This is a genomic window from Lelliottia sp., from assembly GCF_045627565.1.
Classification (GTDB): domain Bacteria; phylum Pseudomonadota; class Gammaproteobacteria; order Enterobacterales; family Enterobacteriaceae; genus Enterobacter.
The window spans coordinates 119,766-136,740 of record NZ_JAZQNX010000008.1 but is presented as its reverse complement, the minus strand read 5'-3'; the positions used below and the strand labels follow the sequence as shown (position 1 = coordinate 136,740).

The 16,975-nt window shown below is 54.8% G+C and carries 13 protein-coding genes; 6 read left to right on the top strand and 7 right to left on the bottom strand.

What is annotated here, in order from left to right:
* Window positions 1–4 precede the first annotated feature (4 nt).
* Window positions 5–1,993 carry a transketolase gene (gene tkt / locus ACKI5T_RS05500; RefSeq protein WP_407436151.1) on the top strand — a complete coding sequence of 663 codons (1,989 nt, stop codon included), beginning with the start codon at window positions 5–7 and terminating at the stop codon, window positions 1,991–1,993.
* On the opposite strand, the gene ACKI5T_RS05495 is transcribed toward tkt, so the two are convergent.
* The 3 genes from ACKI5T_RS05495 to aegA all read right to left on the bottom strand — a co-directional run bounded on the left by ACKI5T_RS05495 (window position 1,990) and on the right by aegA (window position 5,776).
* Window positions 1,990–3,033 (bottom strand): DUF1176 domain-containing protein, encoded by a 1,044-nt coding sequence (locus ACKI5T_RS05495; RefSeq protein ID WP_407436149.1) that lies wholly within the window; start codon window positions 3,031–3,033, stop codon window positions 1,990–1,992. The two genes, tkt and ACKI5T_RS05495, sit on opposite strands and share 4 nt — an antisense overlap.
* Window positions 3,034–3,157: 124 nt before the next feature.
* Window positions 3,158–3,733 (bottom strand): GDP-mannose pyrophosphatase NudK, encoded by a 576-nt coding sequence (gene nudK / locus ACKI5T_RS05490; protein WP_407436147.1) that lies wholly within the window; start codon window positions 3,731–3,733, stop codon window positions 3,158–3,160.
* Window positions 3,734–3,799: 66 nt separating this feature from the next.
* On the bottom strand, window positions 3,800–5,776 hold the full coding sequence (aegA, locus tag ACKI5T_RS05485; RefSeq protein ID WP_407436145.1) for a formate-dependent uric acid utilization protein AegA: 1,977 nt from the start codon (window positions 5,774–5,776) through the stop codon (window positions 3,800–3,802).
* Between the two features lie 183 nt (window positions 5,777–5,959).
* Between aegA and narQ the strand changes: the two genes are divergently transcribed.
* Window positions 5,960–7,654: a nitrate/nitrite two-component system sensor histidine kinase NarQ gene (gene narQ, locus ACKI5T_RS05480; protein WP_407436143.1), complete on the top strand. Its 1,695-nt coding sequence runs from the start codon at window positions 5,960–5,962 to the stop codon at window positions 7,652–7,654.
* Window positions 7,655–7,855: 201 nt separating this feature from the next.
* Complete coding sequence (acrD, locus tag ACKI5T_RS05475) at window positions 7,856–10,969, top strand: multidrug efflux RND transporter permease AcrD (protein ID WP_407436141.1); 3,114 nt, start codon at window positions 7,856–7,858, stop codon at window positions 10,967–10,969.
* Between the two features lie 100 nt (window positions 10,970–11,069).
* On the opposite strand, the gene ypfM is transcribed toward acrD, so the two are convergent.
* On the bottom strand, window positions 11,070–11,129 hold the full coding sequence (gene ypfM / locus ACKI5T_RS05470; RefSeq protein ID WP_100780840.1) for a protein YpfM: 60 nt from the start codon (window positions 11,127–11,129) through the stop codon (window positions 11,070–11,072).
* A gap of 388 nt (window positions 11,130–11,517) precedes the next feature.
* Here ypfM and ACKI5T_RS05465 point away from each other — a divergent pair, with 388 nt between their 5' ends.
* Genes ACKI5T_RS05465 through ACKI5T_RS05455 form a run of 3 tightly spaced genes read left to right on the top strand, consistent with a single transcriptional unit; the run spans window position 11,518 to window position 13,226 of the window.
* Complete coding sequence (locus ACKI5T_RS05465; RefSeq protein ID WP_407436139.1) at window positions 11,518–11,865, top strand: ArsC family reductase; 348 nt, start codon at window positions 11,518–11,520, stop codon at window positions 11,863–11,865.
* Between the two features lie 10 nt (window positions 11,866–11,875).
* Window positions 11,876–13,003 carry a succinyl-diaminopimelate desuccinylase gene (dapE, locus tag ACKI5T_RS05460; protein ID WP_407436137.1) on the top strand — a complete coding sequence of 376 codons (1,128 nt, stop codon included), beginning with the start codon at window positions 11,876–11,878 and terminating at the stop codon, window positions 13,001–13,003.
* Between the two features lie 25 nt (window positions 13,004–13,028).
* On the top strand, window positions 13,029–13,226 hold the full coding sequence (locus ACKI5T_RS05455) for a YpfN family protein (protein WP_015959964.1): 198 nt from the start codon (window positions 13,029–13,031) through the stop codon (window positions 13,224–13,226).
* 42 nt (window positions 13,227–13,268) lie between these two features.
* Here ACKI5T_RS05455 and ypfH read toward each other — a convergent pair whose 3' ends face one another.
* The 3 genes from ypfH to ACKI5T_RS05440 form a co-directional block, all read right to left on the bottom strand.
* A complete protein-coding gene (gene ypfH / locus ACKI5T_RS05450) occupies window positions 13,269–13,964 on the bottom strand; it encodes an esterase (RefSeq protein ID WP_407436135.1) in 696 nt (231 codons plus the stop codon).
* A gap of 74 nt (window positions 13,965–14,038) precedes the next feature.
* Window positions 14,039–16,069, bottom strand: a complete 2,031-nt coding sequence (locus ACKI5T_RS05445) for a tRNA(Met) cytidine acetyltransferase TmcA (RefSeq protein WP_407436133.1) — start codon at window positions 16,067–16,069, stop codon at window positions 14,039–14,041.
* A complete protein-coding gene (locus ACKI5T_RS05440; protein ID WP_015959967.1) occupies window positions 16,066–16,935 on the bottom strand; it encodes a neutral zinc metallopeptidase in 870 nt (289 codons plus the stop codon). Before ACKI5T_RS05440 ends, ACKI5T_RS05445 begins: the two co-directional genes overlap by 4 nt.
* Window positions 16,936–16,975: the final 40 nt, after the last annotated feature.

The following is a 16,975-nucleotide window of genomic DNA, read 5'->3' as shown; positions in this document are numbered from 1 at the left end:
AAATATGTCCCGTAAAGAGCTCGCTAATGCCATCCGCGCCCTCAGCATGGATGCCGTGCAAAAAGCCAATTCCGGCCATCCTGGCGCACCGATGGGTATGGCTGATATTGCCGAAGTGCTGTGGAATGATTTCCTGAAACACAATCCAACCGATCCGACGTGGTACGACCGCGACCGCTTTATTCTCTCAAACGGTCACGCCTCCATGCTCCTGTACAGCCTGCTGCATTTATCCGGCTACGATCTGCCGCTGTCCGAGATCAAAAATTTCCGCCAGCTGCATTCCAAAACCCCTGGACACCCTGAGCTTGGCTATACGCCGGGCGTTGAAACGACGACCGGACCACTCGGTCAGGGGCTGGCAAACGCCGTCGGGCTGGCGGTCGCCGAGCGCACCCTTGCCGCACAGTTCAACCAGCCTGGCCATGACATCGTCGATCACTTCACCTACGTTTTCATGGGTGACGGCTGTTTGATGGAGGGGATTTCGCACGAAGTCTGCTCGCTGGCCGGCACGCTGGGGCTCGGCAAGCTGATCGGGTTCTACGATCACAACGGCATTTCCATCGACGGTGAAACCGATGGCTGGTTTACCGACGACACGGCAAAACGCTTCGAGGCCTATCACTGGCATGTGGTGCATGAAATCGACGGCCACGATCCGCAGGCAATTAAGCTGGCGATTGAAGAAGCGCAACGCGTCACCGATAAACCATCGCTGATTATCTGCCGCACCACTATCGGGTTTGGCTCGCCAAATAAAGCGGGCAAAGAGGAGGCGCACGGCGCAGCGCTGGGCGAAGAAGAAGTCGCGCTCACACGTCAGAAACTGGGCTGGAAATTCCCGGCATTTGAGATCCCGAAAGAGATCTATAAAGCCTGGGACGCGCGTGAAGACGGCGAAAAAGCCCAGCAGGCGTGGAACGAAAAATTCGCCGCCTACAAAAAAGCACATCCTGAGCTGGCAGCAGAATTCTCTCGCCGGATGAGCGGCGGCCTGCCGGAAGACTGGGAAGAGAAAACCCAGGCGTTGATCGAGAATTTACAGGCGAATCCGGCAAAAATCGCCACCCGTAAAGCCTCGCAAAATACGCTCAATGTGATTGGTCCGATTCTGCCGGAATTGCTCGGCGGCTCGGCGGATTTAGCGCCAAGTAACCTCACCCTCTGGTCCGGTTCAAAATCGCTGAAAGAAGATATCGCCGGGAATTACATCCACTACGGCGTGCGTGAATTCGGCATGACCGCCATCGCCAACGGTATCGCCCATCACGGCGGGTTCGTGCCGTATACCGCTACGTTCCTGATGTTTGTCGAATATGCGCGTAACGCGGCACGTATGGCGGCGCTGATGAAAGCGCGGCAAATTATGGTGTATACCCATGATTCAATCGGTCTTGGCGAGGATGGGCCCACGCACCAGGCCGTCGAACAGCTCGCCAGCCTGCGTCTGACGCCAAACTTCAGCACCTGGCGTCCGTGCGATCAGGTGGAAGCGGCGGTCGGCTGGAAACTGGCGGTTGAACGCCACACCGGCCCAACCGCGCTGATCCTGTCACGTCAGAATCTGCTGCAAATTGAGCGCACGCCGGAGCAGGTGAAAAACATCTCGCGCGGGGGCTACGTGCTCAAAGACAGCGGCGGCAAGCCAGACGTGATCCTCATTGCGACCGGTTCTGAAATCGAAATCACCGTGCAAGCCGCAGAGAAACTGACCGCTGAAGGCCACGCGGTACGCGTCGTTTCGCTGCCATCCACGGATATTTTTGATGCGCAAGATGAGGAATATCGCGAATCGGTACTGCCGTCCAACGTCGCGGCCCGCGTGGCGGTTGAAGCGGGGATCGCCGACTACTGGTACAAATATGTCGGCCTGAAAGGCGCCATCGTCGGGATGACCGGCTACGGTGAATCCGCACCGGCGGATAAGCTGTTCCCGTACTTTGGCTTTACCGTGGAAAACGTGGTCGAGAAAGCGCTCGGCGTGATTTAACGCGTGATCCACAGCGTGGGCCAGGAGTCTGGCCCATGCCAGTTATCACAGCTCGGCTCTTCTGCATAACGCACCAGACGAAAACGCTGGCCGTCAAAACGCCAGCGTGTCTGGATACCGCAGTCCGCCATGCCGCGTCCTAACGCCAGCGTCGTCAACTCACGCGTTTTCTCATCAAATCGCGCGTTCATCAACTCCATTTCACTGCTCTCGCTCGACGAGACAAACGGCAGACGCAATCGCACCGCTCGGGCGGCAAACGGCTTTTTACGCGACACTTGCCACGCCAAATCAACCGTATTGTACGCCCCCGCTTCGCAGCTGATGATCAGCAGGGCTTTGTCATCGGTGAGCGCCGTGACGCGCACTTCGCGGCGATTAGGATCGAGCGAGCACTGACTGTTATTCATACGCCATGAGCCGTAATCCAGCAGATCGTTGAGTTCTTCATGCGTGAGTGGCGTAGGGGTGGGGTTTACGATGGCAACTTCTTTGAGAGCCGGAGCGGGCGGGACGCTCAGCGGGGGATCGTCACCTTTCTGAATCCAGGCGGTTTCACTGCCCACGCGTTTTTGCTGCGCATCGATAAACAGCAGCGCGGCTTTCAGACCTGACAGCGAAATCGTCTGCTTACCGCTGCGCAGCGTCAGCGCTTCCCCTTCCTGAATCGTTTTCAGAAACTGAGTGACCGTCGTGGCGTCGTCGGTGATCAGTCGCGTGGGCGAAATCTGCCAGCGCTGCGCATTCAGCGCCAAAGGAGCGTTATTCAGCAAGAGTCTTTGCGCAATTGGCGCGTCCTTCACTGAAGCCTTCGACAATCCGCCTAATTCGAGGCGCAGTGACGCATCGGTTTTGGCACCGGCGCTGCGGCTCAACGTCATCACCAGACCGCCGTGTTCACCCGTATTACGCGCGACGCAAAAGTTCTGGTTGTTGCAGGTGACTTGCCAGTCGGTGAAAGACTGCTGTGCAGGTGCTGCCCATACCAATGGCGCAGGCAGCACGCTGAGAAATATAATAAGTAAAATGCAGTGGCGCATGAAAAGCACAATCCCGGATACATAGACTCGAAAACTGGCAGTATCTTCGTGTCATGACCGGGGTTGCTCAATCGGATTTATCGGATAGATTTATTTAAAATGCAATTTATTAACGGTATAGAGATCAAGCCATTAGCCCGGAAATCTGCAAATACTGCAACAGGATCAACGCTTTACCATCCTGGATTTCGCCGGTTTTGATCATCTCCAGCGCCTGTTCAAACGGAATTTCCAGCACATCAATGTCTTCATCCTCTACGCCTCCGCCCGCATTAGCGCGCTGTGCGTCGGTATATTCCGCGATAAAGAAGTAAACTATCTCCGTCACGCCGCCAGGGGACATATACAGTTCGAAGAGTTTTTTGACTTCACCCACGGCAAAACCAGTTTCTTCGATGGCTTCTTTGCGAATGCAGACTTCTGGCGCGTCGTTATCCAGTAGCCCGGCACAGGTCTCGATCAGGCGTCCATCGGGATTGCCGTTGACCCAAGTGGCCACGCGGAACTGGCGAATCAACACCACGGTTTGCTTTTCACGGTTGTATAAAAGAATGGTTGCACCATTGCCACGGTCATAAACCTCACGTTTATGACGGATCACCTCGCCATTTTTACGTGTTAAGTCATAGGTGATATTGCGCAGGACGAAATAATTGTCGGAAAGGATTTTATCTTTGATGATCTCAATTTTCAGACTCATACGGGCTCCAGAACGTAATGAGTCATTCATAGTACGCCGTGAAACCCGCTTTGTCGCCCCACTGATTTAGTGAATTTCGGGCTGTTTTATTTCAAGCCAGTCCATTATGCCCTGTGCCGCATGACGCCCTTCCGCCATCGCTGTGACAACCAGGTCCGCGCCGCGCACCGCATCGCCACCGGCGAAAATTTTCGGGTGGCTGGTTTGATAACGATAGCGGCTCTCAACGCTTGCCACGATACGTCCCCAGTCATCCACGTTGACGCCTTGCGCCTGCAGCCACGGCATGGGGTGCGGGTTAAAGCCAAATGCCATAATGACCGCGTCCGCGGGCATGACAAATTCGCTGCCCTCAATCGGCACCGGACGACGACGCCCCTGCCCATCAGGCTCACCAAGCTGAGTCCGCAGCAGGCGGACACCGTTCACTTTACCAGCGTCATCCAGCACCAGCTCAACGGGCTGGACGTTAAATTCAAAACGCGCCCCCTCTTCTTTGGCGTTTTTGACCTCTTTCTTCGAGCCTGGCATGTTGGCTTCATCCCGGCGATAAGCGCAGGTGACGCTGGCAGCACCGTGGCGTAACGCGGTGCGCACGCAGTCCATCGCCGTATCTCCGCCGCCCAACACCACCACGTTTAACCCGGCGGTATCGATGTAAGGTTCAATTTCCGATGGCGCGAGGCCCATCAAATGCCGCGTATTCGCGACGAGGAACGGTAACGCGTCATACACACCCGGCGCATCTTCGTGCGGGATGCCCGCTTTCATTGAGCGGTACGTCCCGACACCGATGAACACCGCATCATAGTCGCTGAGCAGCCGGGACATCGGGATATCTTTCCCCACCTCGCAGTTCAGCTCAAAGCGGATCCCCATCGCGGTAAAGATCTCGCGACGGCGCGTCAGCAGGGATTTGTCGAGCTTAAAGGCCGGGATGCCGAACGTCAGCAAACCGCCGATTTCCGGATGGCGATCATAAACCGTGACATTAATGCCATGACGAATAAGCACGTCGGCACAGGCCAAACCCGCAGGTCCTGCGCCGATAATGGCGACGTGTTTATCAACGGACACCACGCCGCTGATATCGGGTCGCCAGCCTTTTGCCAGCGCCCGATCGGAAATATAGCGCTCAATATTGCCAATCGTGACGGAACCGGATTCGTCACGAACCGTGCAGGCACCTTCGCATAAGCGATCCTGCGGACAGACGCGCCCGGTGATTTCCGGTAAACAGTTGGTCTGATGGGAAAGTTCCACCGCGCCGTCGATATCACCGGCCTTAACGCGCTCAATCCACTGGGGAATATGATTGTGCAGCGGACAGGTCCACTCGCAGATGGAATGCTCGCCGCATTTCAGGCAGCGATCTGCTTCACGATGCGCCTGCTCGGGACGAAAAGGCAGATAAATCTCGTCAAAGTTTCCGGCTCTTTGAGCAGGCGTGAGTTTGTCCGGCTCACCGCGCGCCGCCAGCGCCTGCATCTGACTGACTTTGCTCTGTCGCGTTTCAGTTGGCACGGATGTACTGTGCCACGGCTGTGCTTCCTGACTGGCGGTACGTTGACGCCGCATCCTGGCCAGTTGATTCAACCCTTTTTCCGTGACCAACGTCAGCGCATCCGCAGGGCAATTCTCGACGCACGCAGGGCCTTGCGGTCTGTCATGGCACAGATCGCATTTATGCGCCGCGGCTTTAACGTGACCGTCCGCCAGCGGCGTCACGACTATTTCCATCGTCCCAAAAGGACAGGCCACAACGCACGCTTTACAGCCGATGCATTTTTGTTGATTCACCTGTACGCTGTCGTTGATTCTTGCGATCGCGCCATTTGGGCAGCGTTGAGCACAGGGGGCGTTTTCACAGTGATGGCACGTCACAGCACTGCGACGCGATCCCTGCTTCAGGACTGTGATCCGAGGAACAAACTGGCGCGAACTGAGCACATGTTGTTCATTATTGTGAGCCATCACGCAGGCAACTTCGCAGGCATGACATCCAATACAGCGCAGGTTATCGGTCATAATAAATCGATTCATAAGACACCCGTTCTGGTAGCATTACCCTTAGTTTTTATAAGAATATTGTATTTAACTGGGCTGACGGTCTCAGGCAATGTTCATTTGCCCAGAAAAGGGCACTATTTACGACTTACCTGTGGCAGATCAATTTATTTCAGCACAGGTGAAATTGCGTTTCAGTAACGTTCAGGAAGCCGTGTTGTGATCGTTAAACGTCCTGTTTCAGGAAGCCTGGCCCGGGCTTTCATTTCGATTATTTTGCTCTCCGTTCTGACCAGCGGCATTGCGCTAATGACGCTCGCCAGCAGCCTGCGTGACGCCGAAGCCATTAATATTGCGGGTTCTTTGCGTATGCAAAGCTACCGTCTCGGCTACGATCTGGAACGCAACAGCGATCGTTTTTCCGATCATCGCCTTCACTGGCAAAACACCCTTAACTCCCCCGTTCTGAAAGAGCTGGATCGCTGGTATGTGCCTGAATCAGTCAAAACCGGTTACCAACAGTTGCAGCTCGCCTGGCATGAGATGGACAGCCATCTCGAAGCGGGAGACAAAGCGTGGTATCAGGATCATATTCAGCAGTATGTGGAACGTATCGACGCTTTCGTGCTCGCGCTTCAGCACTATGCGGAACATAAAATGCAACTGGTGGTGGCGATTTCCCTGGCGGGGGGAGTAGGAATTTTACTGCTGGTGGTCGTCACCCTGCGACGGATACGCCGACAGGTTGTTGCCCCGCTCAATCATCTGGTTATTGCCAGCCTGCAGATGGAACAAGGTGATTTTGACATTCAGGCTCAGGGCACCAGCCTGCCAAACGAGCTGGGACTGCTTTCGCGCACCTTTAACCATATGTCCTCGGAACTGCATAAACACTACCGATCGCTTGAGATAACGGTCGAAGAAAAAACCCGTCACCTGAATGAAGCCCACCAGCAGCTCGAAATGCTTTTCAAATGCTCACAGGCGCTGAATACCAGCCAGATTGACGCGCACTGTTTCCGGCATATTCTGCAAATTGTTCAGGAATATACGGGAATGAGTTTTCTGGAACTGCAGGCCAGCGATAACTGGCAGCTGTGCGAAGGGGTGAAACAAGACGATCGGGAGACGTTTACCCTGCCGGTCATTATGCAGGACACGCGTTTTGGCGAGCTACGCTGGCAGAGCGAGAGTGTGACCGTTTCTCTGCCATTGATGAAAAGCGTGGCAACAATGCTCGGGCGTGGGCTCTATTTTAATCAGGCGCAGAAGCACTACCAGCAATTGCTGCTGATGGAAGAACGGGCCACCATCGCCCGCGAACTGCACGACTCGCTGGCGCAGGTGCTCTCGTATTTGCGTATCCAGTTGGCGCTGCTCAAACGCGCTGTACCGAACGATAACGTGCCTGCGCAAACTATTATCACAGACTTTTCGCGTGAGCTGAACAACGCCTGGCGACAGTTACGCGAGCTGCTAACCACTTTCCGATTGACGCTCAATCATTCGAATCTTCCTGCCGCCCTGCAAGAGGCGCTGGAGGGACTGCAAAGCCAAACCACGGCCAGACTGAATCTGGACTGCCGACTCTCTTCCCTGGCTTTAGATGCACAAAAGCAGGTCCACTTGCTGCAAATCGTGCGCGAAGCGGTGCTGAACGCCATCAAGCATGCTCAGGCGAGCGAGATTACCGTCAGTTGCGTCACCGCGCCTGACGGCATGCACACGGTCTATATTCGTGACAACGGCATTGGTATTGGTGATGCCAGCGAGCCAGCGGGGCACTACGGACTGAATATCATGCGCGAGCGCGCCGGACGACTTGGCGGGTCGCTAGGCTTCTCGCAGCCGCAAAATGGCGGGACGCAGGTGTGTATTCGCTTTCGCACGCCAGAGGTCGTAGAGGGTAAATAACGGTAAATAAAAGAGTATTCTCGCCAGTCAGCTTCGCTTGTGGGCAATAATTCGCAGTGCGGAACGTCAGGAACGCGCTGTAAATGCGCATGATAATTTACACTATCTCCTTATTTTCTCCACGTTTGGCATCCGCCTTGCCGCTAGAGTTAAGCGGGCAATGTACAATAATGATGCGCAGCAAAACGAGGTCTTATTTTCATGGCGAATTTCTTCATTGATCGCCCCATTTTTGCCTGGGTGCTGGCAATTATTTTATGTCTGACAGGCACTCTCGCTATTCTGTCACTTCCTGTTGAGCAATATCCCGATCTGGCCCCACCGAACGTTCGTATTACCGCGAACTACCCGGGGGCATCAGCCCAAACGCTGGAAAACACCGTTACCCAGGTGATTGAACAGAACATGACCGGGCTGGACAATCTGATGTATATGTCTTCGCAAAGCAGCGCGACTGGCCAGGCGACCGTTACCTTGAGTTTCACCGCCGGGTCTGACCCCGATGAAGCCGTACAGCAGGTGCAAAACCAGCTGCAATCAGCCATGCGAAAACTGCCGCAGGCGGTGCAAAATCAGGGCGTCACGGTCCGTAAAACCGGTGATTCAAATATCCTGACGATTGCCTTTGTCTCCACCGACGGTTCGATGGATAAGCAGGATATCTCGGACTATGTCGCCAGTAATATTCAGGATCCGCTGAGTCGCATTAACGGCGTTGGCGACATCGACGCCTATGGCTCGCAATATTCCATGCGTATTTGGCTCGATCCGGCGAAGCTGAATAGCGTGCAAATGACGGCAACGGATGTGACAAATGCCATCAAATCCCAGAATGCGCAAATTGCTGTCGGCCAACTTGGCGGCACGCCGTCAGTTGATAACCAGGCGCTAAACGCCACCATCAATTCGCAGTCATTGCTTCAGACACCGCAGCAATTCCGCGACATCACCCTGCGCGTCAATCCGGACGGGTCGGAAGTGCGTCTGGGAGATGTCGCAAAAGTGGAAATGGGCGCGGAAAAATACGACAACCTGAGTCGATTTAACGGCAATCAGGCATCTGGTTTAGGGGTAAAACTTGCCTCAGGGGCCAACGAAATGGCCACCGCAAAGCTGGTCATTGATCGGCTGGACGAGCTCGCGCCCTATTTCCCGCACGGCCTGGAATATAAAGTCGCTTTTGAAACCACCTCTTTCGTAAAAGCGTCCATCGAAGATGTGGTCAAAACGTTGCTCGAAGCCATCGCGCTGGTGTTCCTGGTGATGTATCTGTTCCTGCAAAATTTTCGCGCGACGCTTATCCCAACGATTGCTGTCCCGGTGGTACTGCTCGGAACGTTCGCCGTGTTATACGCCTTCGGCTACAGCATCAACACCCTCACCATGTTCGCCATGGTGCTGGCGATTGGCTTGCTGGTGGATGACGCCATCGTCGTGGTGGAAAACGTCGAGCGGATCATGACGGAAGAGGGCCTTTCGCCGCGCGAAGCGACGCGTAAATCGATGGGGCAAATTCAGGGCGCGCTGGTGGGGATCGCGATGGTGCTCTCCGCGGTCTTCGTGCCCATGGCGTTTTTTGGCGGTACAACCGGCGCGATTTACCGCCAGTTCTCGATAACCATCGTTTCTGCCATGGTGCTTTCGGTGCTGGTGGCAATGATCCTGACGCCCGCTCTTTGCTCAACGCTGCTCAAACCGTTGCACAAAGGCGAACAGCACGGGCAAAAAGGGTTCTTCGGCTGGTTTAACCGCATGTTTAATCGCAATGCGGCGCGCTATGAGGCGGGCGTCGCAAAGATATTGCACCGCAGTCTGCGCTGGATCGTCATTTACGTTTTACTGCTCGGTGGGATGGTATTTTTATTCCTGCGCCTGCCGACCTCGTTCCTGCCGCTGGAAGACAGGGGCATGTTTATCACGTCAGTGCAGTTGCCCAGCGGTGCCACCCAGCAGCAAACGCTGAAGGTGGTGCAGAAGGTTGAACAGTACTTTTTCACCCAAGAAAAAGACAACATTGTGTCGGTGTTTTCAACCGTCGGCTCCGGCCCTGGAGGCAACGGGCAGAACGTCGCACGGATGTTCGTCCGCCTGAAAGGCTGGGACGAGCGCGACAGCAAGACCGGGTCTTCTTTCGCCATTATCGAACGCGCCACCAAAGCATTTACGCGCATTAAAGAAGCACGCGTATTTGCCAGCAGCCCGGCGGCCATTAGTGGCCTGGGCAGTTCGGCGGGTTTTGATATGGAATTGCAGGATCATGCGGGAGCCGGACACGATGCGCTCATGGCCGCCCGCGATCGGTTGCTGGACCTGGCGGGAAAAGACCCTTCGCTTACGCGCGTGCGCCACAACGGTCTTGATGACAGCCCGCAATTACAGATCGATATCGATCAGCGCAAAGCCCAGGCGCTGGGGGTTTCCATCAATGATATTAACGATACGCTGCAAACGGCCTGGGGCTCCAGCTACGTGAACGACTTTATGGATCGCGGCCGTGTGAAAAAGGTTTACGTTCAGGCGGCGGCGCCTTACCGCATGCTGCCCGACGATATCAATCTTTGGTACGTGCGCAATAACGCTGGCGGGATGGTACCGTTCTCCGCGTTCGCGACGTCTCACTGGGAGAGTGGATCCCCGCGTCTGGAACGCTATAACGGCTATTCCGCGCTAGAAATCGTGGGTGAAGCCGCGCCGGGAATCAGTACCGGAACCGCGATGGACACCATGGAGAAGCTGGTTCAGCAACTGCCGGCCGGTTTTGGCCTGGAGTGGACCGCGATGTCCTATCAGGAACGGCTCTCTGGCGCGCAAGCCCCTGCCCTGTATGCGCTGTCATTGCTGGTGGTATTCCTGTGCCTCGCTGCGCTCTATGAAAGCTGGTCCGTACCGTTCTCCGTCATGCTGGTGGTTCCACTCGGTGTCATCGGGGCATTACTCGCCACCTGGATGCGTGGTCTGGAAAACGACGTGTACTTCCAGGTAGGGTTGCTTACGGTCATCGGCCTGTCGGCGAAGAACGCGATTCTGATCGTCGAGTTTGCCAATGAGATGAATTCGAAGGGACACGATCTGCTGTCGTCTACGCTACACGCGTGTCGTCAGCGTCTGCGCCCGATCCTGATGACGTCTCTGGCATTTGTTTTCGGCGTGTTACCCATGGCGACCAGTTCAGGGGCAGGTTCCAGCAGCCAGCATGCTGTGGGGACGGGGGTGATGGGCGGAATGATTTCAGCCACGGTTCTGGCAATCTATTTCGTTCCGTTGTTCTTTGTGCTGGTACGCCGTCGCTTCCCGCTGAAAGAGCGGCCAGAATAAAAGTGCATTAAAAAAGGCGGCTCCAGGGCCGCCTTTTTATTGTGTGATGAATCACATCATTTTTATACTAAATAAGTGCTCTTGCAATTCTTCCTGAATGTCATTTACGAAGCATGTCTTCGATAAAATCTTTCCAGTTCCCCAGTTCACGTTCAATCATAACAACCTCTCTTATTATTATGCGTATTCTATGAGAATATATTGGTATTGTGAAGATAATTTAATCAATCGGTTTGCTGCCCTTCCCCTTGCTGTACCTGACGTGCTTCAAATATGGTCCTTTAACCATAAATTTTATGTGACCAATAGCAATATTTAGAAACAACCATACGTGTGGGTGATAATCTTATTACGCACTGACTTTAAGCGAAATTTTGCTTATCTGGACATTTATGCGCTATAGATGAAATAATATTCAGCTTACATGTGTAGGTTGAATTATCAGACATAGTACAATCAGGCATAAAGCTAATATGTTATGTTTTGCCAAATAATATAACATCGAAAAAACTGAACATTTTTAATTAATAAAGACAAAAGGATTCATCATGGTTGTGATGTATGGAATTAAAAACTGCGACACCATTAAAAAAGCGCGCCGCTTCCTGGAGAGCCAAAATGTCGAGTATCGCTTTCATGATTACCGCGTTGATGGGCTTGACGCTGATTTTCTGCATACCGCCATCGCGGAACTGGGCTGGGAAGCGCTGCTGAATACGCGCGGAACAACCTGGCGTAAACTGGATGAATCCGTTCGCAATCGCATCACTGACGCTGACAGCGCAGCAAAATTAATGCTCGAAATGCCAGCAATAATCAAACGCCCATTGCTCTGCGCGCCCGGTCAGCCTATGCTGCTGGGCTTTAGTGAATCCAGTTATCAGACTTATATTTGAGGTGCAGTTTATGTCATGCCCGGTCATTGAGCTGACTCAGCAGCTTATTCGCCGCCCTTCCCTTAGCCCGGACGATGCAGGTTGTCAGGCTTTAATGATTGAACGTCTGCGCGCGATCGGTTTTACCGTTGAGCGGATGGATTTTGGCGATACCCAGAACTTTTGGGCATGGCGCGGCCAGGGAGAAACCCTCGCTTTTGCCGGACATACTGACGTCGTCCCGGCAGGCGATGCTGACCGCTGGATCAATCCTCCGTTTGAACCGACGATTCGTGACGGCATGCTGTTTGGTCGCGGTGCGGCGGATATGAAAGGCTCACTTGCTGCGATGGTGGTGGCCGCCGAGCGCTTCGTCGCCCAGCATCCAAACCACAAAAACCGTCTTGCATTCCTGATCACGTCCGATGAAGAAGCCAGCGCCAAAAATGGCACGGTGAGAGTCGTTGAAACGCTGATGGAACGCCACGAACGCCTGGATTATTGTCTGGTAGGCGAACCGTCCAGCACCGAAGTCGTGGGCGATGTGGTGAAAAATGGCCGCCGCGGATCGCTGACCTGCAACCTGACGATTCACGGTGTGCAAGGCCACGTCGCGTATCCGCATCTTGCCGATAACCCGGTGCATCGCGCTGCGCCCATGCTGAATGAGCTGGTCAATATCGAGTGGGATAAAGGCAACGAATTCTTCCCGCCGACCAGCATGCAGATTGCGAATCTTCAGGCGGGTACGGGCAGCAACAACGTGATCCCCGGTGATTTCTCCGTGCAGTTCAACTTCCGTTTCAGCACGGAACTGACCGACGAAATGATTAAAAACCGTGTCGTCGCTCTGCTGGAAAAATACGAATTGCGCTACTCCGTGGACTGGTGGCTGTCTGGTCAGCCGTTCCTGACCCAGCGCGGCAAGCTGGTCGATGCGGTAGTTAACGCCATCGCGCACTATAATGAAATTAAACCGCAACTGCTGACAACGGGCGGCACATCAGACGGACGCTTTATCGCCCGTATGGGTGCGCAGGTTGTCGAACTGGGACCAGTGAACGCCACCATTCATAAAATCAATGAATGCGTGAATGCGGCTGATTTGCAGCTACTGGCGCGTATGTATCAACGTATCATGGAGCAACTCGTCGCCTGACGATGGCTCTGAGAAGGAATAGCGAATGGACTGGCTCAGTAAATACTGGTGGATTTTGGTGTTAGTGTTTCTGGTAGGCGTCTTACTTAACGTCATCAAAGATCTTAAGCGCGTTGATCATAAGAAGTTTCTCGCCAACAAACCCGAACTTCCACCACACCGTGACTTCAACGATAAGTGGGACGATGACGACAACTGGCCGAAGAAAGACCAGAAAAAGTAATCGTTTTATTTCCTCTCTCCGCCAGGAGAGAGGAAAGCCACATTACAAAAACTCTACGATATCGTCGTCATTCGGCTTACCGCCGCTCAGCGCTTCGTCGAAATAATGCTTCGGCACGGTAAAGCGCAGGTGATCAAGGGCAAGCTGCATGCTGCGATCGTCAATCGCATGCCCCAGCTCATCAACGATATCCAGCGTCACGTCCCCGCCTTCACGGATCAACGCTTCCTGCGCAGCAATCGCGTGAGAAAGTTCGATGACCCGATCTTCACTACCGTGGATCAAGTGGATCGTCGTCAAAGTAGTCGACGTTTTCGGTAACGTTGCGAAGCGACCGTTAAACGCAATCACGCGTGACACCAGGCCTGGCTGGGTTTTTACACTCTCCAGCGACATAATTGCCCCCTGAGAAAAACCAATCAGCGCGGTGGCCGCTGCACCAACGCCGCTCTGTTTTTGCCAGTAACGCACCGTATCAAGAAACGTCGGCATTATGGCGTCAATACGCGCCTGACGATTTTCTTCCGTCACACCCTGCACAGAAAACCACTGGCGTCCATTTGGACCGCACGGCTCAACGCCGCCCACGCTGACGATCAGCGCATCGGGGAAAATGGGTGCAAACCAGCGCCCAATCTGCCCCATATTGGCGGCGTTATCGCCTACACCATGAAACAGCAGCAGCAATTGTTGCGCAGGTTTTTCGGGGCTTTGGACAACAAAATGGTCATGTTTCATGGCAGTCTCCTTGATTCGATACGATGGATTTTACGCCTCCGGGAGGTAATCACCATGCCACTTTACTGAAGGAGTCATTGAAAAAATTGCCATTGCAAAATGTCACTTTTAAGCCGTTGGCTACGCAGAATATCCAGTGAATCAAGGGCCTGATGCGCTTCACGACGCTGCATTGCGAGCAACTGTTTGCGCCCCTGAAGCGAAAGCTCCGCGCACAGCTGGGCATCATCGCGTTGGCTTTCTATTTTCCCACGCAGGGCGGGAAGCGGGAGATCCACCGCCAGCAGTAATCGTGTAAGCGCCGCCGCAGACGTGGCGAATGGCCGATGGGCGAAAGCAAACCCGCCCAGTTCAAGCCAGTCATCATTATTAAGAATAGGTTCCCACGCCTCATCCACGGGGATCTTTTCACCGTTCCATCTCTCAATGATTCGGGCATCACGGCATAAGCGCTGATGCTCCCGCACACAAATCGCCCTACCCGCCTCGCTTATCGGCAGCAGCGCCATTGCGGTATAACACCCGCTGCTGGCCTCACGATGTGTGCCCATCCGCACCAGAACAAACCCGCAGCGCTGCCAGAATCGCCATAGCTCATCGGTGAAACCAAAGCTGACGGAAAGATAATCCTGCTGAATATGCTGACTCGCGCCCGCGATAAGAGCCTGACCAATGCCCTCGCGCTGACGCCTCGGATGCACGGCCACGCGAGTAATACGTCGCCCGATAAGCGTAGCCGCTAACGGTGAACCGCCGTGAGCCGCCAGCGACTGTGCCACCAGATTGCCGCGCGGCCGCCGATATCCCGCCCATACCGCCTGGCTGAGCGCCGGGCTCAAACCGCCTTCCTCCACCAGCCACAGTGCGCCAATAGGTTTTTCTGCGGCGCGGGCAATGGCGAAATGCTGCCCCGGCGCGTCCATCATCCGGCGTAAATCGAGCGGCGAAGTGCGATAGTGAGCAGAACACAGCAGTTTATAGATATCAGCGGCGAGATCCGCATAGCTCTCCCACAGCCGCTGTCCGAGCGCGGTGACCTGTGCTACATCATCAGGGATCGCATCAAGGGCTTCATCATCAAACAGCAGCACGTTGCTCACCACGCGTTCCAGCGGGCACCCTGCCGCCCAACGAACGGGCGTCGTGAGGGTGAAATAATGCAGGTGCGCAAAGCGTGCGCAGAATTTCAGTAAAAACCCGCGTCCAGTGCCTTCATAACCCTGCACTGTTGTGGTCAGCAGCACCCGCGTAAAACGAGAAACAAGCTGTTCAAGCAGCGGGCCAGGAATGGCGGCCGCTTCATCCACCACCAGCCAGTCGGCGCGTTCATCAGAGGCTAACAACGCATCTGGTGCGACAAAACGGAAGTTGTCACCGGCAAAACGCGCGATAACGTCAGCAGCGCCTTTCGCGGGTGCGGTGACAATTGCACGGCCTTCCACGCGTTGCAGCAGCATTCCGGCCAGCGCCGATTTTCCTCGCCCACGCGCTGCGGTGACGACCGCGATCCCAGCACTCATCTGTGTGAGGGCATTTAGAATGTCGGCCTGTTCGCGCAGCGGATCACCGCTGGCGGGGTGCCAGTCGGAAAACGGTGGACGGCTTGCTATTTTGGGTGGCTGATGTTGCTGCCAGACAATGACGTCAGGATCGGCGGTGATCACCCGACAAAAATGATGAACAAAATGCGGCGTGGCAATTGGCTCCTCGCTGTCGCTCCAGCGAAGGGAATCGGCATCGGCCTTTTCAGGCCAGAGGGAGAGAGGCGGAACCAGCAGCACCAGCAAACTGCCTGCGCGTAAGGTGCCGCTCAAGGCGGCAAATGCCGCGACGTCAAAACCGTCGCGGGCATCAAAAATAGCGTGAAGATATTCGCGCCCGAGCAGGCTTTTCAGATGCTGTGGCGCACAACAGGGCTCGACAGAGGTCCCGTGGCCGACCCAAAGCCAGTCACCTTGCAATTGAGCGCGTAGCGCCAGAGAGTGCGTATGTGACCAGTCGTCATCGCCGCTCAGTACCAGCAATCGTCGATGGCCTGACCGCGCAAGCTGAGCGGTCACGTCTTCAAGCGCACTATCCGTCTCATCCCTGACACGCACCGTCACATGGCTTTACCGAAGGTGTTGCATTGCGAAGGGTCACCGCTGGCGAAACCGCGTTTAAACCAGCTGTAACGTTCTTCTGAAGTGCCGTGGGTAAAACTGTCCGGAACAACGCGCCCCTGACTCTGCTGTTGCAGACGGTCGTCACCGATAGCCTGTGCGGCGTTGAGTGCTTCTTCGAGGTCGCCGGACTCCAGCACGCCCTGCTGCTGCATGCTATGGCCCCACACGCCCGCAAAGCAGTCAGCCTGCAACTCCATTTTCACGGAAAGCCGGTTGGCTTCGACCTGCGATGCATTTTGCTGAAGCTGACGAACTTTCGGTTCGATACCGAGCAGTTTCTGAACGTGGTGGCCGACTTCATGCGCGATCACGTAGCCCTGGGCGAAATCACCGTCCGCGCCGAGCTTGCGTTTCATGTCGTCATAGAAAGAGAGGTCGATGTACACGGTGCTGTCGGCAGGGCAATAAAAAGGTCCCATCACCGATTGGCCCGTACCGCAGCCAGTGCGGGTTGCGCCGCGATACATCACCAGCTTGGGTTGCTGATAGGTGCGTCCCATTTTTTCGAACTGCTGACCCCAGGTATCTTCCGTCGTCGCCAGAATGACAGAGGTAAATTTTGCGGCTTCATCTTCATTCGGGCTGATGGAGCGCGGAGAAGTTTGCTGTTGCTGAACGGGGTCTCCGGTGATTAATCCCGTCAAATCAACGCCGTAATAACCCGCGACCAGTACAATGGCGAGCAGAATAATGCCGCCCTTCCCGCCAGGTAAGCGCATACCGCCGCCGCCCATCGATGGACCACCGCCGCCATTGCTGCGCCTGTCTTCTACATTGTCACTTTCACGACGCCCTTGCCAGCGCATAACCACCTCGAATAAATTCCATCAATAATAGAGTGATCGT